A 19,496-nucleotide genomic window follows, 5' to 3' on the forward strand; every position below is an offset into this window, starting at 1 on the left:
GATCACACTCCCGCCGGTTCCGGCAGCGACAACCGCAAGGTCTGCAGCGACGACACCGGCAGCCGCCGCGCCGCGCCCAGTTCGATATAGCTGTCCAGCATCAACCGCGTCTGCACGCCCACCTTGGAATAATGGAAGCGCAGGTACACCTGCAGGTCGAAGGGGAAGACGCGCTTCAACAGGGGCAGCGCCAGCCGCCAGGTCAGCGGCCAGACCAGCGGGTGCAGCGCCCAGGTGCTGCCGCCGGTTTCCGCCGCCGCCGCCTGCATGGCCTCGCGGGACGCCTGTAGCCCCTCGCGCAACCGGGGACTGGCGGGCAGGCCGTACAGATCCCAGCCGTTGGCTTCCAGCGCCGCCATCAGCGGTTGCATCATCGCCACGAAGGCGGCGGTGCTGCGGGCAAAATCCGCCACCTGTCGCGCCGGCACCCCGGCCTGCTTCAACGTCGTGGTGACAGCGGCGGCGCGGGCGGGTTCCCCGGCCACCAGCGCCGGGGTCAGCGGCGGCAGGAAGAAAGCGATGCCCGCCGGGCCGGGCTGCCCCGGCAGCGGCGACTGGAAGCTGATGAAGGGGATCAATGATTGCACGACCTGTTGCCGTTGCGGCGTCCGGCTGCGCACGAATTCCCCGTCATGGATGTCCGGCTGCAGGCAGATCACGGTGGCGTCGCCCACCGCCGCCAGCACCTGCCGCGCCAGCTCGCCGCGCAGGGCGTCGGAGGGCAGCGTCAGCCACACCTGGTCCCAGCGCCCGGCGGCCACCTCGGCCGGATCGGTCAGCAGCCCGAAGCCGTCCAGCCGTTCCGTCACCGCCCCGCCGCGCCGCAGCCGGTGCAGGTCCAGCCCGGCCTTCAGGTCATCGGCGTACTTCGCCTTCACAAAAAAGCTGACCGCATGCCCTGCCCGCGCCAGATGCAGCGCATAGACCTGACCGATGGCCCCGGCCCCCACCACCAGAATGTTCATCCCCCGCTCCCGGCGTTTTCCGCCCGCCTTGTTGACTTAAAATTGTGCAAACCCGACAATAGCTGAATAAATATCAGCTTTAAGGAAAGCCTGTCAACGCGCTTCCGCCGAACGGCGGGTCCGTCGATTGACAGCCGGCGGCCGCAGCTGTCACATTGAAAGCTGATCATTCATCGGTTTTACAGGCCGGGCCGCGCCCGGTTCTTCTTTCCAACAGGGCACGGGGTGAACGATGTACGAAGCAGGCTGGAGCAAGCGCGGGATCACGGTCAGGACGCAGGGTCACGCCATGATGGGCTATGGCATGTGGCACAACCGCGCCTGGGGCCAGGCCACGGCGCTGTACGCGCGCGCCCTCTACCTGCGCGACGGCGGCGGGCGCGGCCTCGTCTTTGTGCTGCTCGACCTCGGCTACATCACCCACGCCATGCGCAGCGGCGTGGTGGCGCGCCTGACTCAGGTCATGGGCGAAGCCTTTGAGGAACAAGCGCTGGTGCTGACCTGCACCCACACCCATTCCGGCCCCGGCGGCTGCAGCCATGACGCCATGTACAACGTCGTCACCCCCGGTTTTGTACCCGAGCACGTGGAGGCGATTGTCAGCGCCATCGTCGATGCCGTCACCGCCGCCTGGCAAAGCGCCGCTCCGACCGAACTGATGCTGGCGCGCGGCGGCTTCGACGAGCCGGTGCCGGTGGCGTGGAACCGCTCGCTGGCCGCCTACAACCGCAATCCCGATGTCACCCCGCGCACCGAGCATGAGACGCATCTGGCGCTGGACCGCGAGATGCAGGTACTGGCCTTCCGCCGCGACGGCAAGGTGCAGGCGCTGCTGTCGCTGTTCGGCGTGCACGCTACCTGCATCGGCAACACCAACACCCGCTACTCCGGCGACAACAAGGGCCACGCGGCGCTGGCGGCGGAAGCGCAACTGGCCGCCAACGGCGCGAGCGAGCCGGTGGCGCTGTTCGCGCAAGCCACGGCCGGCGATGTCTCGCCGCACTATCAGGGACCGGGCGACATTGCCCGCCGCGCCCGTCTCAGCGGCGAGGCGGAACATGCCTACGCTGAACGCAACGGCCGCTACCAGAGCACGCAGGCACTGGAGATGCTCGCCGCCGGAAACGGCCAGCCGGTCGAGGGCGGCATCGACGCGGTGCTGACCTACCTCGACTTCACCGTGCAGCAGGCCGACCCGCGCTTCGCCCAGGGCCGCGACGACGCCTTCACCAGCGACCCCTGCCACGGTGTCGCCTTCTTCACCGGCACCCGAGTCGACGGCCCCGGCATGCCGCAGCCGCTGGGCGCGGTGGCGAAAAAGGTGGCGCGCTGGGTGAAGCGCAACCGGCTGGGGCATCCCGCCGGACAAAGCGCCGAAGACCGCGCCTATTACCAGCGCCTCTATGCCGCGCAGGGACCGAAGGACATCCTGCTGGAAGCCGGGCGCAAGCAGGTGCTGGGCCAGCCGATTGCCAGACTGATGGTGCCGAGCTTCGCCGACCCGCTGGTGGCGGAAATGAAGCGGCAGGCGCAAAAGGGCGCGATGAACTTCAGCGCGATGGTGCCGACGGTGCTGCCCCTGCAGATCGTGCGGCTGGGACCGCTGGCGCTGGTCTGCTGTCCGGGCGAATTCACCACCATGGCCGGACGGCGGGTGGTGCAGGCAGTTCAGGAAGCCCTGCACCCCGCCGGGGTGGAACAGGTGCTGATCTGCACCTACTGCAACGATTACATGGGTTATGTCACCACGAACGAGGAATACCAGGAACAGGCCTACGAAGGCGGCCACACCATCTTCGGGCAATGGACCGGCGCAGCGTTCCAGACCGCTTTCGCGGCGCTGGCGCGGCAGCTGGCGCGCCCGGCCGGACAACGCCGCCACGACCGCGCCACCCGGCCGCAGCCCGCCCCGGCCGCCGAACTGGCGCTGCGCACCAACCTGCCGGTGCCGGTGCGCCGTCCCGGCCGCACCCCGGCGTGAACCCGCCGCCGGACCGGGCAACCGACAGGCCGGTCCGGTGTCCGTTGCAGGGGCCGCCCGCCTCCGCTAACCTGCTTGAAGAGATTTCCGCCTTCAGGCCAACCATGACGTCCTCCCGCTCCGGCGGCGACCGCGAATCCCGCATCCGGGACATCCAGTCGCTGCTGGCTTCCAACCTGCAGTTCCGCCGCTTCCGCCCGGAACTGGAGGAGGGCTTCATCGCCCATGTCCGCGACCGCGCCCAGCGCCTGTCGCGCGACAGCCTGTGGATCACGATCATCATGTACCTGGTCACCGCCGTTCTGGGCCTGTGGCAGGTGGACCGCTTTTCCGATCCGGTCTATCGCGACGGCAACCTGGCGGCGATGGCCTGGCTGCTGGTGGTGGAAGGCTTCCTGCTGGCCTTCGTGCTCAGCATTCCCTACCTGCCCGGCCGCGAACGCTTTTACCGGCTGTATGCCTCGTTCAGCAGCGGCGGCGCGGTCGGCGTGCTGTTCTACGGCGCATCGCTGTTTCCCGAACCCTACTTCAATGTCTTCATCAGCTATGTGGTGATCCTCGCCACCGTCGTCACCTATGGCGTCGCGGGGCTGGTGACGCGGCACACGGCCGTCGCCTGCCTAGCGGCGGTGCTGCTGGCGATCGCGGCCATCCGGTCGCAGGGGTTGTGGCTGGACCTCGGCTACCTGCTCGCCTACGGCGGTCTCGCCAATGCCATCGGCATCCTGCTGTCCTTCCTGCTGGAATCGCGCGACCGCGTCACCTTCCTGCAATCGCAACTGCTGGCGCTGGAAAAGGACCGGCTGGACGAATACGCCGCCGAGGTCGAGCAGTTGTCGCGGCAGGACGCGCTGACCGGACTGGCCAACCGCCGCTGCTTTGACGAAACCGTGACCCGCGAATGGGGGCTGGCCTGCCGCCGCCAGGAATCGATCGCCGTGATCTTCCTCGATGTCGATTTCTTCAAGCCCTACAACGACACCTACGGCCACCCGGCCGGCGACGCCGTGCTGCGGCAGGTGGGCCGGGCGCTGGCGGCGACCGTGGGCCGGCCGGCGGACCTGGCGGCGCGCTACGGCGGCGAGGAATTCGTGGTGCTGCTGCCCGATACCGATCTGGACGGCGCTCACGCCATTGCCGAGCGCATGGCCGCCGCCATCGCCGCGCTGGCGATTCCGCACGGGCGGTCGGCGGTGGCCGAGCGCATTACCGTCAGCATGGGCGTGGCGGCAACCACGCCGACGCCCGACAGCGTCTGCGGGGAACTGATCGATGCCGCCGACCAGGCGGTCTACGCCGCCAAGGCCGCCGGACGCAACCGCATCGTCACCGCCGCCTGAACGCACCGTTCGTCAGCAGACCCCCTGCCAGCCATGACGACGGACTCTTTCCTGCTATAATGTGATCATTGATCATCTATCCACGCGCAACTCCCCCGCAGAAGAGGAGGCGACCCCGTGCCGCAAACCGTGCCCTACTGGCGTCTTTCCGCGTTCTACCTGAGCTATCTCGGCCTGCTCGGCGGCTTCATTCCCTACTGGAACCTCTATCTGGCGCGCGAGCTGCATTTTTCCCCGGCGCTGATTGGTCAACTGATGGCGCTGACGCTGTTGCCGCGGCTGCTGGCCCCCGGCTTCTGGGGCCGCCTGGCCGACCGTTCCGGGCGGGCGCTGGCGGTAGTGCGGCTGGGAACGTTCATGCTGGCGGGACTGTGGCTGGCGCTGACCTTCACCACCGACTATGTCCTGCTGGCGCTGCTGATGCTGGCCTGCACGTTCTTCCAGAATGCGGTGATGGCGCCGTTCGAGGCGGTGACGTTGGCGCATCTGGGGCCGCACCGGGCGTACTACGGCCGCATCCGGCTGTGGGGCTCGCTGGGGTTCATGGCGATGGTGGCGGGGCTGGGCGGGCTGTTCGACCGGCTGCCGCTGCACTGGCTGCCGCTGATTCTGGCGGGAATGGCGCTGGCGGTGTGGCTGGTCAGCCTGAGCGTGCCGGAAGCGCCGGTTACGCGAACGCGGGCGGCGGCGCAGCCGGTCTGGCCGCTGCTGCGCCGTCCGGAGGTCGCCGCCTTCCTGGGCGCGGGCTGCCTGCTGCAAATGGCCAACGCTCCGTATTACGCCTTTTACAGCCTGTTCCTGGAGTCGCGCCATTATCCGCATCTGGCGATCGGCGCGCTGTGGGCGCTGGGCATGGCGGCGGAAGTGTTGGCCTTCACGCAACTGCACCGCCTGCTGGGCCGCTTCGGGGCGCGGCCGGTGCTGCTGGCCGCCATGCTGCTGGCCGCCGGGCGCTGGTGGGGCATCGGTCTCGGGGCCGATCATGCCGCCGCGCTGGTCGCCATGCAGCTGCTGCAGGCGGCCAGTTTCGCCGCCGTGCATGCCGCCAGCATGCAGCTGGTGGCGCAACATTTCGGGGAAGCGCATCGCGGCCGGGGACAGGCCCTGTACGGGCTGGCCTGGGGGGTGGGCACCTCGCTGGGTGCGGGCGCGGCCGGGCTGGCCTGGAACACCCTGGGCGGAACGGCGGTGTTCTCGCTCGCGGCGGGTGTCGCGCTGACCGGCTGGCTGTGGCTGTGGCGGGCCACCGCGACGACCACCGCGCGGTCAGGGTTGACCGCGGAAGCCGCCTAGGGACGGGCGTAATGGCGGAACAGCACCTCGACCATTTCCGCTTTCTCGTCCAGCAGGGCGCGGGCCTGATCCGGCAATGAGGTCAGGGCCTCCTGCAACACCGTTTCACATTCCTCGCTGATGATCCAGGCAATGCGCTGCGCCCGCTCCGGCGGCAGCCGGGTGCGATGCTGCAACAATCCGGCGATGAAAACGGCCGAGCGCTGGTTGGACTCGCGCACCAGCGCCTGCAACGCCGGTTCGGCGCGCATCGCGCCCAGCACCGGCACGTAGCCGGGCGCCTGCGCATAGGCATCGAACAGCCCTTGCAGGATGGTGCGGAAATCCGGCGCGGCCGCTTCCAGCTTCTCGGCCAGGACTGCCAGCAGTTCGGCATCCACCGCGTCCATGATGCGCTTGGCCAGGGCGGCGAAGATGGCCAGCCGGTTTTCGAAATAATGGTAGACCGTGGCGGGCGGCACGCCCGCCCGGGCGGCGATGGCCAGAATGGTGACGGCCTCGACGCCGTGCTCCCGCAGCAAGCCGGCGGTAGCGTCCAGGATGGCGTCGATCTTCTGGCGGGAACGGGCCTGCACCGGCTGCACCCGCTGCTGGGGCGGCGGCCGGTCGGTCTTGAGGCGGTTGACTCGGGGCATGGCGGCGCACCGGGGAAAAGTTAGGCGGATGATCGCCAAATTCCGAATAACCGTCAATTTTTGCCGAAGCGACGCCGTCCCCGCCGGTAACCGGAATTCGATCCGTACCGCGCCCTCAGGCGGCGGGCGCGGCCCGCAAATGCAGCCGCAGCCACGCCAGCCCCGCCGCCGCGCTCAGTACCGACGCCGCCATGATGGCGATTTTCGAGGCCACCACCAGCGACGGATCGGCAAAGGCCAGCATCGTCACGAACATGGACATGGTGAAGCCGATGCCGCCCAGCAGTCCCACCCCCAGCACCTGCGGCCAGCCAACGCCGTGCGGCAGACGGCTGAGGCCCAGTTTTACCGCCAGTAGGGTGAACAGGAAAATCCCCACCGGCTTGCCCACGGCCAGCCCCAGCACAATGCCCAGGCTGTTGGCGGACGCCAGACCGTCCAGCCAGCCCTCGGGAATGACGATGCCGGTATTCGCCAGCGCGAACAGCGGCAACACGCCATAAGCCACCACCCCGGTCAGGCGGTGTTCCAGAATGTGTGACGGCGAGGACGCGCCGCCGTCGCGGAACGGCACCAGGAACGCCAGGATCACCCCGGTCAGCGTGGCGTGCACGCCGCTGTGCAGCAGGCAGAACCACGCCAGCAGCCCCGGCAGCAGGTAATACCGCAACCGGTTGACGCCGCGACGGTTCAGCACCGCCAGCCCGGCGAATACCGCCAGCGCCGCGCCCAGCCATCCCCACGCCAACCCGCCGCTGTAAAACACGGCGATCACCACGATCGCACCCAGATCATCCATGATCGCCAGCGCGGTCAGGAACACCTTCAGCGCGGGCGGCACCCGGCTGCCCAGCAAGGACAGCACGCCCAAGGCAAAAGCGATGTCCGTGGCGGTGGGAATGCCCGCGCCGCGCTGCGTCGGCTCGCCGGCGTTGAACAGGGCGTGGATCAGCGCCGGGCAAAGCATGCCGCCGACGGCGGCGAAAATCGGCAGCAGCGCGGCGCGCACATCGGCCAGCGAGCCCTGATAGACCTCGCGCTCGATTTCCAGACCCACCAGCAGGAAGAACAGCGTCATCAGGCCGTCGTTGATCAGGTGCTCGACCGACATACCGCCCGGCAGCAGGCTGTGCCAGAAGTGGGTATAGCCGGGGCCGAACGCGGAGTTCGCCAGCAGCAGCGACAGCAATGTGCAGGCCATGAGTATGATGCCGGACTGGCTTTCACTGCGCAGGAAGCGCCGGAACAGGTCGGTCAGCGGCCGGACAGACGGCGGGGGAACAGGCAAGGGGATGTCCTCCAAGGGATAGGGACCGACCAACACGGCACAGCGGTCGCACGGCAAAACGGAACTATCGCGAAAAGCCGCCCGGTCCGCCAGCCTGCGATACAATTTGTCATCATGCACCCAAGCGGTCATCATGCCGCCATCCCTGCCGAGATCCGCCCATGCCGCCGTCCCGTCCCGCCGCCGACCTGCTCAACCCCGATGAGCTGGAATTCGTCGCCATCCGCGCCCAGGGCGCGGGCGGACAGAACGTCAACAAGGTGTCCAACGCCGTGCACCTGCGTTTCGACATCAACGCCTCGTCGCTGCCGGAGAGCATCAAGATCCTGCTGCGCCAGTACCGCGACCACCGCATCAGCAGCGACGGCATCATTGTCATCAAGGCGCAGCGCTTCCGCAGCCTGGAGCAGAACCGCGACGACGCCATCGCCCGCCTCAAGGAACTGCTGACGCTGGCCACGCACGTACTGCCGCCGCGCACCCCCACCCGACCCACGCGCGGCTCGCAACGGCGGCGGGTGGAGGGAAAAGTGCAGCGCGGCCAGGTCAAGGCGCTGCGCGGACGGGTCACGGAGTGAGAACCGCCACCCTGTACGCCGCCGCCCAAGCAGGTACAATTTCCGCCATCGTCAATCCGCAGCGCCTGCCATGACCCCAACTCCGCCCGTCATTCCCGGTTACACCGTTCACGGCCTGCTCGGCCGCGGCGGCATGGCCGAGGTCTGGCTGGCCACGCAGGATTCACTGCAACGCAAGGTGGCGGTGAAGCTGCTGCTCGACAGCGCCGACGACAGCTTCACCCAACGCTTCATCCGCGAGGCGCATACCGTCGCCTCGCTGCGCCATCCGGCCATCATCACCATCCACGACATCGACCGCCTGCCCGACGGCCGTCCCTATCTGGCGATGGAATTTGTCGGCGGCGGCGACCTGACCCAGTTCCGGGGCCATCCGCTGCCGCCCGCGCGGGCGCTGGCCATCCTGCGGCAAGTCGCGGAAGGGCTGGCGGTGGTGCACGATCGCGGCCTGATCCACCGTGACATCAAGCCCGCCAACCTGCTCTGCCGCGACGCCGACCAGGTGGTGATCAGCGACTTCGGCATCGCCAAGGACCTGCGGGTGGACAGCGAACTGACACAGGCCGGGGTCGCCGTCGGCAGCCCGGCCTACAGCAGCCCGGAACAGGCGCAATGCCTGACCGTGGACCGCCGCACCGACCTCTACAGCCTGGGGGTGATCCTGCTGGAACTGCTGACCGGCCGGAACCCCTACAAGGCCGACAGCTACGCCCAGACCGTCGCCAACCACCTGCACCTGCCGCCGCCAACGCTGCCGCCGGAACTCCGGCACCTGCAACCGCTGGTGCAGCGGCTGCTGGCGCGCAACCTAGACGACCGTTTCCCCGACTGCCGCACCCTGCTGGCGGCGCTGGACCGGCTGCCGGCAGCGCCGCGCCTCCCGCTCGCGGCACGGCTGGGCGGCTTCCGTCACCGGGGCTGGCTGTTCGCGGCCTTCCTGGCCGTCGGGCTGGCGGCGGCATGGCCGTCGATGGCGCGGCAGGTCACGCTGTGGCGCACCCTGCACACGGCCGAACAACACCTGCAAGCCGGGCAACTGGTTGCACCCGCGCGCGACAACGCCCAATTCCTCTATCAGGAAGCGCTGCGGCTGGATCCCGGCAACACCCGGGCTTTGCAAGGGCTGGAACAAGTGAAACAGGCGCGCATAGCGCAATGGCTGAAACGGGCGGAACAACGTTTTGCCGAAAACCGTCTGGCGCAGCCCGCCAACGACAACGCCGTTTACTATTTCGGCCAGGTACTGACGCTGGCCAAGGACAACCCGCAAGCGCGGCAGGGCTTGCAGCGCATCGCCGCCGTCAGCCTGGGGCTGGCCAAAGACGCGATCGCCCGCCACGACGACGCGGAAGCGCGTCGCCAGATCGCTACCGGCCTGCTGGCAGAGCCCAGCCATGCCGAACTGAAAGCCTTGCGGGAGCAACGACGGGAACCGGCGAAAACGAAGACCGACGACGCCGCGCCGCGCAAGTCCGCGCCCAAGAACAGCAGCCCGATCAAGCGCTTTTTCAAGAAGCTGTGGGGCTGAACCTGCCGCCGTCCCGGCCTTCGTGCTAAGGTCAAATCCTGTTCATCCGGAACCCGGCCCATGCTTCCCGTCCCCCCGCGCCCCGAACCCATCACCAAGCCCGCGCCGCTGCCCTTCGTGATGGTCTGGAACGGCTTTGTCACCGTCCACGCCTTCTTCATGATCGGCGCTTTCTGGAACAAACCGGCGGTCCTCGGCCTGCTGCTGTTCTACAGCCTGTTCTTCGGGGTGGGTGGCTGGATGGCGCTGAGCTGGTGGCGCTGGAGCACCTTTACCCGCCGCTACGGCGCGCCCGCCGTCAAGAACTTGCCCGCCTTGCGTCCCGGCGACACCGCCAATATCAGCCTGGCGTTCAACCGCGTCTGGCCGTCCGGGCAAAAGCCGGTGGCGGTGGTGCAATGGGCTCAGGTCAGCCGCGATTCCGACGGCGAAACCCGCCAGGCGCTGGCGCAAACCGCCCGCGAACTGACCGCCGCCACCTTCCCGCACCGCGACGGCACCGACTGGCAATGCACGCTGACCGTTCCCAGTCCACCCGCCGCCGCCTCACCGGCAACCTTGCGGCTGGAACTGCTGCTGCAGGCTCCCGGATCGGCGGGCACCGGCTGGCGTATTCCGCTGCCGCTGGCCGCCGACGCCACCCCGGGAACCCCGGCGGCGCTGACCCTGACCCCCGCCGACCGCGAGAAGGCGCTGAAACTGCTGGGCGGCCTCAGTTCCGGGCTGATGGTCGCGGCGATGATCGTGCTGGGCGTGATGGTCTCGGACGGCAGGCTGGCCTTCACCGACCTGCTGTTTCCGCTGTTCCTGGGCTTTGGCGGCTGGTACATGCGCGGTGTCCGCGAACTGCTGGCGCAGCAACGCGACTGGAATGGCGGCATGAAGCCGGACACGGCGGCGCTGCAGGCCCGCTTCAAGCGCACCGGGGCGGTGCTGCCGCTGCTGATGGTCGGCCTGTTCGCCGCCGACATGCTGTTGCCGGACGATGTCATCGGCACGCTGAAAAAACTGAACGGCGTCGAACGGCCGCAAGCACCGCCCGCGCAACTGGGCCGAAAGAAATGTCCCGGCACGCCGGGAACTACTCCGCCCGACGCCGCCTATCCCGATAACGGCGCAGCCCTGCGCGCCAGCTGCGCCGAACCGGCGGGCGGGCGCTGACCGCTCAGCGGCGCTCGCGCACCAGCGAGATACCGTCGTTTTCTATCACCAGGCGCTGCTGCCGGAACAGCGCCCCGATCGCCTGCTTGAACACCTTCTTGCTGATGCCGAATTCGGCGTGTATCGCCTCCGGCGAACTGTGGTCGCCCAGCGGCAGGAAACCGCCCGCCTGCTCCAGCCGCCGCAGCACCAGTTCCGACGCGCCTTCCACCTTGGCGTAGCCCGGCGGGGCCAGCGAAACATCCAGCCGCCTGTCGTCGCGCAGGCGCTTGATGTAGCCCTCGCGGCGGTCGCCGATGCGCAGCGGCTCGAACACCTCATCGGCGTAGAGCATGCCCCAGTAGCGGTTGTTCACCACCGCCTTGAAGCCCAGGTCGGTGCGCAGCGCCACCACCAGCGACACTTTTTCCCCGGCCGCCAGACCCTCGGCCTCGTCTTCCAGGAAATCGTTCAGCCGCGCCGAGGCGATCAGCCCCAGCCGCTCGTCTTCCAGGATCATCACCACCGAGCGCCAACCCGGTTCCAGGCGCTGCTGCTGCTCGGCGCGCGGCATGAACACCGCTTCCTCCACGCCCAAATCCAGCCACACCCCCTGACGCCCGGCTTCCAGCGTCGTCAGGCTGGCCACCTCGTTGACCAGAGCCAACGGCGTGCGCACCGAAGCGGCGGGATAGCCGTCCTCACCGGTATAGACAAAGACCTGCACGCTTTCGCCCGCCTGCGGCAGGGGCGACAGCCCGGCGCGCGGCAGACGGATCTCCCCGGTTTCACCGCCGTCCAACCACACATAGTCGGGAGTCAGGCGAAGCACGGGCAGGGTGTTGAACTGGCCAAGAGCGATCATGCGGGCATTCCGGGGGCAGAAGTGAAACGGGTCGGGTCAGGACGGAATGGTAGCACCGGCCACCCCGTTTCCCGAAAAAAACCGTTACCGGCGTCAAACGCGCCGGGCATTTGTCGTGAATTATTTATGAATTGTCTGACTGCTGGTCAATTTTAATGAATTGACCAAACGCAGGTGCTAGCTTGAAGGCGTGTGGCTTACCGCCACCGCCATGAGTCAGCCGTCATACGAGGTAATGCATATGGCCCGTTCCTTAATCCGGCATCCGGCGTTGCCGTTTGCCTGCCTGGCATGGACCGCCGGCCTGCTGCTTGGCAGCCTGCCCGCCGCTGCAGAAACCGTACCCGCCGCTCCCTACAACGTTTCGCTGTGCGTCTTCGACTTCCAGGGCGCCAAGGGCGACATCAGCCGCTACGCCCGCGACCTGGGCCTGCAAGCCCAGCGCTGGAACATCACGCTGGATATCCACAGCTACACCGACGAGCGCATCGCCGCCGAGGACTTCAAGGCCGGTCAGTGCGACGGCGTGGTCATGTCCACGCTGCGCGCCCGCGCCTTCAATCCTTTCATCGGCAGCATCGACTCCATCGGCGCGGCTCCGGATTACCGGCACATCCGCGCGCTGGCGGCCACGTTCGACCATCCCAAGATCAATCCGCTGACCATCAACGGCGACTACCAGGTGGTCACCATCATGCCGGTGGGCGCGTCCTACATCATGGTCAACAACCGTCATATCGACAGCATCGACAAGGCGCTGGGCAAGAAAGTGGCGGTGCTGGACTTCGACAAGCCGCAAAGCCTGATCGTGCAGCGTCTGGGCGCGCAGGCGGTGCCGACGGACTACTACCGCTTCGCCAACAAGTTCAACAACGGCGAAGTGGACATCATCACCGCCCCGGCGCTGGCCGTGAAACCGCTGGAACTGGAGCGGGGCATGGGCGACTACGGCGGCATTTACCGCCTGCCGCTGACCCAAGTCACCGGCGCACTGCTGATCAACCGTACCCGCTTGCAGAAGACCATCCCCGACCTGGACGCGCGCATCCATACCCTGCGCCGGCTGGCGCTGCCGGAAATGGACAAGGCCATCGCCTATATCCGCCGTCAGGAACAGGCGATTCCCGCCGGGCTGTGGCTGGATTTTCCGCCCGCCGAGCAGGAAAAATACGTGCACATGATGCGCGACACCCGCATCCGCCTGACCCGCGAAGGCTATTACGACGGCCGGATGATGGCGTTGATGAAGAAAGTGCGCTGTCACTACGACCCGGCCAGCTACGAATGCGCGCTCAACGACGAATGAGGCTGGCGGCCGGGACGCCTATAGCCATATAAAACTTGTGGAATAAGGCCCGGCGGCGGATACTGAAAGGATCATTCCGCCGGAGTTTTTCCGATGTCCGAACTGGCCGCCATCGAAGCCGTCATTCATGCGTATTTCCAGGGATTGCACCAGGGTAATCCGGACCTGGTGCAAAAGGCCTTCCTGCCGGAAGCCGAAATTTTCGGCTACTACGAAGGCGAACTCGTCACAATCACCCTCCGCGAATACCTCAACATCCTCAAGCGCCAGTCGCCGCCGGTGCTGCTCGGGGAAGAATTCGACATGTTAATCAGCGGCATCGACCAGATCGGCCGGATCGCCAGCGTCCGCACCCGCTACCTGTTCCAGGCGCTGCGCTACACCGAATACCTCGCCCTGCTGAACATCGACGGCGACTGGAAAATCGTCAACAAGACCTTCCACCACGACCCGGACTAGACCGGCGTCAGCAGCAGCGGCAAGCCGTCCGCCGACTCCGGCACCGGCACATACTTGGTCTTCATCTCGTAGGCCGGGTCGGGCAGGGCCAGCCGGTAACGCCGCAGCAGGTTCACAAAGAAAATCTTCAGCTGCAGCTCGGCCAGATGCATGCCGATGCACTTGTGTGCGCCGCCGCCAAAAGGCATGAACAGGTGGCGATGCTGGCGGTGCTCCTTGCGCCCGTCGCCAAAGCGTTCGGGATCGAAACGATCGGGCTCGGTCCAGAATTCCGGCTGACGGTGCACGAATGACGGGCTGATGAACACCATCGTTCCCGCCGGAATGGTGTAGTTCTTATAGACGACATCGCGCAACGCCTTGCGCGGCATGGTGTGTGACGACCCCCACAGCCGCAGGCACTCCTGGAACACCCGCGTGGTGAACGCCAGCGCGTCCAGCGCTTCGTAGGAGGGCGCGCCGTCCCCGACCGCCTCGCGGATTTCCGTGCGCACCCGTTCCTGCGCCTCGGGATACTTCGCCAGCGCATAGGCCATGGCGACGATGGCGCTGGTGGTGGTTTCATGGGCGGCGCTCATCAGTCCCAGCATGTGCTTGACGATCTGGTCGTCGGTAAAGACTTCCCCTTCCTCCGACCGCGCAAAACACAGGTGACTGAACAGGTCGCGGCCGGGATTGGCGCGCTTGCCGGGAATCTTGTCTTGCAGTATCCGCCGCAACAGCAGCGAACTGCGCACCGCCCGCCAGTAGGCCGTGCCCGGAATCATCAGCCGGATCAGCGCCACTGTTCCCGCCGCCGCCCGGGTGTAATGCCCAATCAACCGCGCCGCCTCCTCGCCCTGGCTTTCGCCCATGAACAACAACGCCGCCTGGTTGAACAGCAACAGTTTCACCTGCGGCGCAAACAGGAAAGGCGAAGACGGCCGCCAGCTTTCAATGGCCGCCGCCGCGCTGTCCTGCAACAGGTCCACATAGTCCAGCATCGCATCCTTCTTGAATGCCGACTGCAGGATACGGCGGTGATGCGCGTGCTCGTCAAAGTCCAGCAGGCCCAGCGCGTCGGGAAAGGTATCCTTGAGGAAGGGCTCGTAAGCCGCGCGCGACGACAGCACCTTCTCGCGGTCCAGGGTCAGGAATTCGTTGGCGTCCGGCCCCAGCAGCAGCACGCCGCGATTTCCGGCGATATTGACGCGCGAGACTTCGCCATGCCGCCGGAAACGATCGGCCGCCAGCAGGCGCGGGTTACGGATGAAGGCCAGCGTATGGCCGATAAAGGGGAAGCCGTTGTCGCCGGGAAAGGCGCTCAGGTCAGGATTCATGGATCATTTCCGGGCGGTCTTGTTGTTTTGGTCCGGCCATCAGCCGGCAGGCCTGTCGGGACTAATACTGCGTTTCGGCAACCCCGGCAAGCATCCGGCGACCGGACGGACAAAGAGTCCGGCCGGAACGTCAGACGACGCTTAACCCTGCAGGTTCTGTGCTATTGTTCAGAAAGCAATGATCAAAGCTTCGGCCATCATGAACAACAAGATAAGAATGCCGCATCAGGATGATGCCCGCTTCCGTGACATATTCGAAACCGTCAGCAATGTCGCCGTCCAGGGCTATGACCGGCATCGCCGCGTCATCTACTGGAATCCCGCCAGCACCGCGCTTTACGGCTACAGCCGCGAGGAAGCGATGGGCCGCCTGCTGGAAGAGCTGATCATCCCCCCCGCCATGCGGCCGCACGTCATCGCCGATGTCGACCGCTGGATGCATCAGGGCATTCCCATTCCCGCCGCCGAACTGGAGTTGTGCCGCAAGGACGGCTCTACGGTGCCGGTCTTTTCCAGCCATACCCTGCAATACAACGCCAACGGCGAACCGGAAATGTATTGCCTTGACGTGGACATGTCCGAACGCAAGCGGGCCGAACAGCGCCTGCAGGACAGCCACGCCGAACTGGACGCCACCTTGCAGGCGGTGCCCGACCTGCTCTTTGAACTGGACAGCGACGGCGGCTACCGCAATGTCTGGGCCCACGATCCCTCCCTGCTGGCCGCCCAGCGTGAAGCGCTGCTGGGACAGAATGTGCGGGACATGCTGCCGCCGGCCGCGGCCGCGATCGTCATGTCCGCCCTGGCCGAAGCCGGGCGGCAGGGCCGCTCGCAGGGGCATGTGATCCACCTGCAGCTGCCGCACGGCGAATGCTGGTTCGAACTCTCAACCTCACGCAAGGCCGGGCGCGACGGCGACCGCTTCATCATGCTGTCGCGCGACATCACCACCCGCAAGCAGGCCGAAGAGTCGCAGCGCCTGGCCGCCAGCGTCTTCGCCTGCAGCCAGGAAGGCATCGTCATCACCGACGGCAACCGCCGCATTGTCGATGTCAATCCCGCGTTCAGCCGCATCACCGGCTACAGCCGCGAGGAAGTCCTCGGCCAAACCCCGAGAATGCTCGGCTCCGGCCTGCACACCCCCGAATTTTTCGAGCAACTGCGACGGGCGCTGGACGAGGAGGGCGGCTGGCACGGCGAGCTGTGGAACAAGCGCAAGTCGGGGGAAATCTACCCGGAGCGCATCGCTATCGACGCCCTCCGCGACAGCGAAGGCGTCATCCGCCATTACGTCGCCGTCTTTTCCGATATCAGCCATCTCAAGGCGCATGAAGCCGAACTCGATCGCATCGCTCACTATGACTCGCTGACCGGCCTGCCCAACCGCCGCCTGCTGGCGGACCGGCTGGCGCTGGCCATTGCCCGCAGCCGCCGCAGCGGCCGCCTGCTGGCGGTCTGCTACCTCGACCTGGACGGCTTCAAGCCGGTGAATGACAACCACGGCCACGCCGCCGGCGACCAGTTACTGGTGCTGATCACGCGTCAGCTGCTGGGCGCCCTGCGCGGCGACGATACCGTGGCCCGGCTGGGCGGCGACGAATTCGTGCTGCTGCTCAACGACCTGGCCGACATCCATGAATGCCAGAGCGTGCTGGAGCGGGTGCTGGCGCTCATCGCCACGCCGCAACCGGTCGCGGATGTGCAGGTCACAGTCTCCGCCAGCATCGGCGTGGCGTTATTCACCCAGGAAGATGACGCCGATGCCGACGCGCTGTTGCGGCATGCCGACCAGGCCATGTATCGCGCCAAGGAGTCCGGCAAGAACCGTTTCCACATTTTTGACGCCGAGCAGGACCGGCGGCTGCGCGCCTACTGGGACGTGGTCGCCCGCGCCACCGCCGGGCTGGCGGCAGGGGAATTCCGCCTGTACTACCAGCCCAAGGTCGACATGCGCCGGGGCGAGGTCATCGGCGTCGAGGCGCTGATCCGCTGGCAGCACCCCGACAAGGGGCTGCTGACGCCCGGCCTGTTCCTGCCGATGATTGAAAACTCCGAGCTGGCGCTGCCGCTGGGGCAATGGGTGGTGCGGGAAGCGGTGCTGCAGGCGGCTGCCTGGGCGCGGCAGGGGCTGGCGCTGCCGGTCAGCATCAATGTCTTCGGCGAGCAGCTGCAGCAGGAGGGATTTGTCGACAGCCTGGCGGCCATGTTGCGCGACCACCCCGAACTGCGCCCGGAATGGATCGAGCTGGAAATCCTGGAAACCACGGCGATGGAGGATATCGAGCGGGTATCCGGCGTCATCGAGACCTGCTCACGACTGGGCGTCAGCTTCGCCTTGGACGACTTCGGCACCGGCTATTCCTCCCTGACCTATTTCCGCCGCCTGCCGACGCGCATCCTCAAGATTGACCAGTCCTTTGTGCGCGACATGCTGACCGATCCGGACGACTGCGCCATCGTGGAAGCCGTCGTCGGCATGGCCAGAACCTTCGGCCGCAAGGTCATCGCCGAAGGCGTCGAAACCGTGGAACACGGGGTGGCGTTGCTGCAACTCGGCTGCGAGCTGGCGCAAGGCTACGGCATTGCGCGGCCCATGCCCGCGGACGCCGTTCCGGACTGGATCCACCACTGGCGGGCACCGCCGGAATGGGCTCCGGCGACTGGCGATCTCTAGCGGAATCCCGCCGTCAGGCGGGTTTTTTCCAGGTCTGCGGCGACACTTCCAGCGACTGCTCCCCCACGGTCAGCCACAACTGCCCATGATCCACCGTGCACTGGATCTGCATGGTGCGCTCCACCACCGCCTCCAGCGCTTCCGACTCCGCCAGGGCAATGTTGAGCACGGTCAGGTTGTCGAAGCGCGTCAGCTTGTCCGCCGTCTTCTTCCACCAGATATCCGCGACGCTGCCGCCGTAAGTCAGGATCACCACCTGCTGCGCCCGGCCGCAAGCCTTGCGAATGCGCTTCTCGTCCGGCTGGCCCAGGTCAATCCACAACTCCACCTCATCACGCAGGTTCTTGCGCCAGATGTCGGGCTCGTCCTCGCTGCTCAGACCACGGGTGAACTCCAAGGCCTCGCCGGCATACAGGGCAAAGGCGACCACGCGCAGCATCATCCGCATGTCCGTTTCGGAAGGATGGCGGGCAATGGTCAGGGCATGGGCGGCGTAATAGTCCCGATCCAGATCGCTGACTTGCAGGGCAACCTTGAAAATGGTGGATTTGACGGCCATGACGGTATTCCGGATGCGGGAGGAAAGGCGGCATCTTAACACCGGCATCCGGGGCGTCTACCACTCATCCGGGAATTCCTGACGCCCGGAGGAAAGGCGTCCAGACCAGCCGCTATTCCCCTTGTTTTTGGCGGGAATTATCGTATAACGACTGTGAACTGCAGCACACTTGCGGTTCGGGAAACCCATGACAAGGACTATAATTTCCAACACCAAGAACCACGACCATGGCCCTGAGACACTTCCTTTACGGCGACCACGAACCCACGCCGGTTCACCAGATCATGACCGGCATCATCGTGATTTCCTTCATCCTGGCCGTCTATGGCCTGCTGGCGCCATTCGTCCCTGACCAAGGCTGGACCCAAGGCGGCGGCTTTTTCGCGGTCAGCCTGCTGGCCATCCTTGTCCTCGGCGCCAAGGCCATCGACAGCGACGATCGCAGCCAGCGTTTCTATGTCAGTTCCAGCAGCACCTTTGAAACCCTGCTCGCAGGCAGCGTCCGCTCGGTATTCTACCTGTCGGTTTTATGGCTGGCCTTCGTTCATGGATTCGCAGCCCTCTATACCGCCAGTTTCGGGCATCACTATCAGGCCGAAATGACCGTCACGAAACAGCACGCTGCTTATTCAGGCGCCTGCGACTACCAGATCACTTCACCGGATTTGCATGCCGGCGCCACCCAGTATCTGTGTATTTCCCGCGAACAGTACTTCCGCTGGCCGTCCAGCCTGCGCGTGCGTATGGACGGCCGCGCCTCCGTGCTTGGCCGCACAGTCTCGGATCTTTCCGAAGCGCCGGTAAATACCCCCTCTCCATAAATTACTTCACTTGCCCGGAAGCCGGCCGCTACCGGGCTAAAGCCCTTTTTGGGTTCTCCACCACCGGCAATCCCGATTTCCGATCCGGAATCCACGACAACTTCGGACGACCGGAGCCCCTTACCGGTGGTCGGCAGGCATTGGATTCCACCCATGTCACGGATGTAAAATTCCGCTGCCCGATCCCTTGAACCTCCCTCTCGGCAGGATACCGCCTCCAGCTGAACCGCACGGGGCCGGGTGGTCATCACTCATGCAAACTCAACTTCTGGCCCGGTCATCCAGGCTCTCTTCCCTACAGTACTCGCCCGGCAACCCCAAATGTAATCTATATAATGATTATGTAATACGTAATATTGCCTTGGAAAAATGCGTCAGAGCCAGACTCAAACCCCCATTCCGGGTTATGCGCTCCTCAGGGAATTCTTCCGGAAATCCGGCCAAAACCCGGATTTAGAAACCCTGATGCTGTTTTCAGGCAGCACGATTTTTCCAAATTCTGAAAATTGGTCTGAAAAATGCCCATTTTGCTATTCCCGCGTAGCGGGAATAGCGGGTGCCTGCGGATCAATTCACCTGATCGACCTCTCCTCCCCTCCTCATCACGGTTTCACCTGAATCACCCAGGATCAAACCGATCGTTCATTCGGTAACAACGCCTTCAATTTCTCATTCTGATTCGGATAGCGCTTTGGCCTGGCGCCGCACTACCCATCCTTCCAGCCATACCTCAACTCCCTGACCA

At 65.9% G+C, this 19,496-nt stretch carries 17 protein-coding genes; 11 read left to right on the forward strand and 6 right to left on the reverse strand.

The window, feature by feature from the left end:
• Nucleotides 1-2 precede the first annotated feature (2 nt).
• A complete protein-coding gene (locus tag EV700_RS04995) occupies nucleotides 3-965 on the reverse strand; it encodes a ketopantoate reductase family protein (protein ID WP_130411289.1) in 963 nt (320 codons plus the stop codon).
• Between the two features lie 232 nt (nucleotides 966-1,197).
• Between EV700_RS04995 and EV700_RS05000 the strand changes: the two genes are divergently transcribed.
• From EV700_RS05000 to EV700_RS05010, 3 genes are all read left to right on the forward strand, one after another.
• A complete protein-coding gene (locus EV700_RS05000; protein ID WP_130411291.1) occupies nucleotides 1,198-2,946 on the forward strand; it encodes a neutral/alkaline non-lysosomal ceramidase N-terminal domain-containing protein in 1,749 nt (582 codons plus the stop codon).
• 104 nt (nucleotides 2,947-3,050) lie between these two features.
• On the forward strand, nucleotides 3,051-4,286 hold the full coding sequence (locus tag EV700_RS05005) for a GGDEF domain-containing protein (protein ID WP_130411293.1): 1,236 nt from the start codon (nucleotides 3,051-3,053) through the stop codon (nucleotides 4,284-4,286).
• A gap of 117 nt (nucleotides 4,287-4,403) precedes the next feature.
• Nucleotides 4,404-5,579, forward strand: coding sequence for an MFS transporter (locus EV700_RS05010; RefSeq protein WP_165391338.1), 1,176 nt, complete (start codon nucleotides 4,404-4,406; stop codon nucleotides 5,577-5,579).
• Here EV700_RS05010 and EV700_RS05015 read toward each other — a convergent pair.
• Both EV700_RS05015 and nhaA read right to left on the reverse strand, forming a co-directional pair.
• Entirely contained in the window at nucleotides 5,576-6,214 is a 639-nt protein-coding gene (locus tag EV700_RS05015; RefSeq protein WP_130411297.1) for a TetR/AcrR family transcriptional regulator, read from the reverse strand. The genes EV700_RS05010 and EV700_RS05015 overlap by 4 nt on opposite strands.
• A gap of 115 nt (nucleotides 6,215-6,329) precedes the next feature.
• On the reverse strand, nucleotides 6,330-7,637 hold the full coding sequence (nhaA, locus tag EV700_RS05020) for a Na+/H+ antiporter NhaA (protein ID WP_242610183.1): 1,308 nt from the start codon (nucleotides 7,635-7,637) through the stop codon (nucleotides 6,330-6,332).
• A gap of 26 nt (nucleotides 7,638-7,663) precedes the next feature.
• Between nhaA and arfB the strand changes: the two genes are divergently transcribed.
• The 3 genes from arfB to EV700_RS05035 all read left to right on the forward strand — a co-directional run bounded on the left by arfB (nucleotide 7,664) and on the right by EV700_RS05035 (nucleotide 10,769).
• Nucleotides 7,664-8,080, forward strand: a complete 417-nt coding sequence (gene arfB / locus EV700_RS05025) for an alternative ribosome rescue aminoacyl-tRNA hydrolase ArfB (RefSeq protein WP_130411299.1) — start codon at nucleotides 7,664-7,666, stop codon at nucleotides 8,078-8,080.
• 70 nt (nucleotides 8,081-8,150) lie between these two features.
• A complete protein-coding gene (locus EV700_RS05030) occupies nucleotides 8,151-9,608 on the forward strand; it encodes a serine/threonine-protein kinase (RefSeq protein ID WP_130411301.1) in 1,458 nt (485 codons plus the stop codon).
• A gap of 60 nt (nucleotides 9,609-9,668) precedes the next feature.
• Complete coding sequence (locus tag EV700_RS05035) at nucleotides 9,669-10,769, forward strand: hypothetical protein (protein WP_130411303.1); 1,101 nt, start codon at nucleotides 9,669-9,671, stop codon at nucleotides 10,767-10,769.
• Nucleotides 10,770-10,773: 4 nt separating this feature from the next.
• Here the strand turns inward: EV700_RS05035 and EV700_RS05040 are convergent, their stop codons facing one another.
• On the reverse strand, nucleotides 10,774-11,613 hold the full coding sequence (locus tag EV700_RS05040) for a CvfB family protein (RefSeq protein ID WP_130411305.1): 840 nt from the start codon (nucleotides 11,611-11,613) through the stop codon (nucleotides 10,774-10,776).
• A gap of 241 nt (nucleotides 11,614-11,854) precedes the next feature.
• Here EV700_RS05040 and EV700_RS05045 point away from each other — a divergent pair, with 241 nt between their 5' ends.
• Nucleotides 11,855-12,919, forward strand: a complete 1,065-nt coding sequence (locus tag EV700_RS05045) for a putative solute-binding protein (RefSeq protein WP_130411307.1) — start codon at nucleotides 11,855-11,857, stop codon at nucleotides 12,917-12,919.
• Between the two features lie 93 nt (nucleotides 12,920-13,012).
• Entirely contained in the window at nucleotides 13,013-13,378 is a 366-nt protein-coding gene (locus EV700_RS05050) for a nuclear transport factor 2 family protein (RefSeq protein ID WP_130411309.1), read from the forward strand.
• Here EV700_RS05050 and EV700_RS05055 read toward each other — a convergent pair.
• Nucleotides 13,375-14,697: a cytochrome P450 gene (locus EV700_RS05055; protein WP_130411311.1), complete on the reverse strand. Its 1,323-nt coding sequence runs from the start codon at nucleotides 14,695-14,697 to the stop codon at nucleotides 13,375-13,377. The two genes, EV700_RS05050 and EV700_RS05055, sit on opposite strands and share 4 nt — an antisense overlap.
• Before the next feature lie 178 nt (nucleotides 14,698-14,875).
• On the opposite strand from EV700_RS05055, the gene EV700_RS17190 reads away from it, so the two are divergent.
• Nucleotides 14,876-17,371, forward strand: coding sequence for a sensor domain-containing protein (locus tag EV700_RS17190; protein WP_130411313.1), 2,496 nt, complete (start codon nucleotides 14,876-14,878; stop codon nucleotides 17,369-17,371).
• Between the two features lie 13 nt (nucleotides 17,372-17,384).
• Here the strand turns inward: EV700_RS17190 and EV700_RS05065 are convergent, their stop codons facing one another.
• On the reverse strand, nucleotides 17,385-17,930 hold the full coding sequence (locus EV700_RS05065; RefSeq protein ID WP_130411315.1) for a YaeQ family protein: 546 nt from the start codon (nucleotides 17,928-17,930) through the stop codon (nucleotides 17,385-17,387).
• Between the two features lie 227 nt (nucleotides 17,931-18,157).
• Here EV700_RS05065 and EV700_RS05070 point away from each other — a divergent pair, with 227 nt between their 5' ends.
• On the forward strand, nucleotides 18,158-18,751 hold the full coding sequence (locus tag EV700_RS05070) for a hypothetical protein (RefSeq protein WP_130411317.1): 594 nt from the start codon (nucleotides 18,158-18,160) through the stop codon (nucleotides 18,749-18,751).
• A gap of 369 nt (nucleotides 18,752-19,120) precedes the next feature.
• The gene (locus EV700_RS05075; RefSeq protein WP_130411319.1) at nucleotides 19,121-19,369 is read left to right on the forward strand and encodes a hypothetical protein; all 249 of its coding nucleotides are present in this window, start codon (nucleotides 19,121-19,123) and stop codon (nucleotides 19,367-19,369) included.
• Nucleotides 19,370-19,496: the final 127 nt, after the last annotated feature.

This window comes from Fluviicoccus keumensis (assembly GCF_004217445.1).
GTDB lineage: Bacteria > Pseudomonadota > Gammaproteobacteria > Pseudomonadales > Moraxellaceae > Fluviicoccus > Fluviicoccus keumensis.

What these genes read in the sequence shown, in the direction of transcription:
- EV700_RS04995 (WP_130411289.1), bottom strand. Translation starts at nt 965, where the DNA reads ATGAACATTCTGGTGGTGGGGGCCGGGGCCATCGGTCAGGTCTATGCG.
- EV700_RS05000 (WP_130411291.1), top strand. Translation starts at nt 1,198, where the DNA reads ATGTACGAAGCAGGCTGGAGCAAGCGCGGGATCACGGTCAGGACGCAG.
- EV700_RS05005 (WP_130411293.1), top strand. Translation starts at nt 3,051, where the DNA reads ATGACGTCCTCCCGCTCCGGCGGCGACCGCGAATCCCGCATCCGGGAC.
- EV700_RS05015 (WP_130411297.1), bottom strand. Translation starts at nt 6,214, where the DNA reads ATGCCCCGAGTCAACCGCCTCAAGACCGACCGGCCGCCGCCCCAGCAG.
- nhaA (WP_242610183.1), bottom strand. Translation starts at nt 7,637, where the DNA reads ATGATGACCGCTTGGGTGCATGATGACAAATTGTATCGCAGGCTGGCG.
- arfB (WP_130411299.1), top strand. Translation starts at nt 7,664, where the DNA reads ATGCCGCCGTCCCGTCCCGCCGCCGACCTGCTCAACCCCGATGAGCTG.
- EV700_RS05030 (WP_130411301.1), top strand. Translation starts at nt 8,151, where the DNA reads ATGACCCCAACTCCGCCCGTCATTCCCGGTTACACCGTTCACGGCCTG.
- EV700_RS05035 (WP_130411303.1), top strand. Translation starts at nt 9,669, where the DNA reads ATGCTTCCCGTCCCCCCGCGCCCCGAACCCATCACCAAGCCCGCGCCG.
- EV700_RS05040 (WP_130411305.1), bottom strand. Translation starts at nt 11,613, where the DNA reads ATGATCGCTCTTGGCCAGTTCAACACCCTGCCCGTGCTTCGCCTGACT.
- EV700_RS05045 (WP_130411307.1), top strand. Translation starts at nt 11,855, where the DNA reads ATGGCCCGTTCCTTAATCCGGCATCCGGCGTTGCCGTTTGCCTGCCTG.
- EV700_RS05050 (WP_130411309.1), top strand. Translation starts at nt 13,013, where the DNA reads ATGTCCGAACTGGCCGCCATCGAAGCCGTCATTCATGCGTATTTCCAG.
- EV700_RS05055 (WP_130411311.1), bottom strand. Translation starts at nt 14,697, where the DNA reads ATGAATCCTGACCTGAGCGCCTTTCCCGGCGACAACGGCTTCCCCTTT.
- EV700_RS17190 (WP_130411313.1), top strand. Translation starts at nt 14,876, where the DNA reads ATGATCAAAGCTTCGGCCATCATGAACAACAAGATAAGAATGCCGCAT.
- EV700_RS05065 (WP_130411315.1), bottom strand. Translation starts at nt 17,930, where the DNA reads ATGGCCGTCAAATCCACCATTTTCAAGGTTGCCCTGCAAGTCAGCGAT.
- EV700_RS05070 (WP_130411317.1), top strand. Translation starts at nt 18,158, where the DNA reads ATGGCCCTGAGACACTTCCTTTACGGCGACCACGAACCCACGCCGGTT.
- EV700_RS05075 (WP_130411319.1), top strand. Translation starts at nt 19,121, where the DNA reads ATGCGTCAGAGCCAGACTCAAACCCCCATTCCGGGTTATGCGCTCCTC.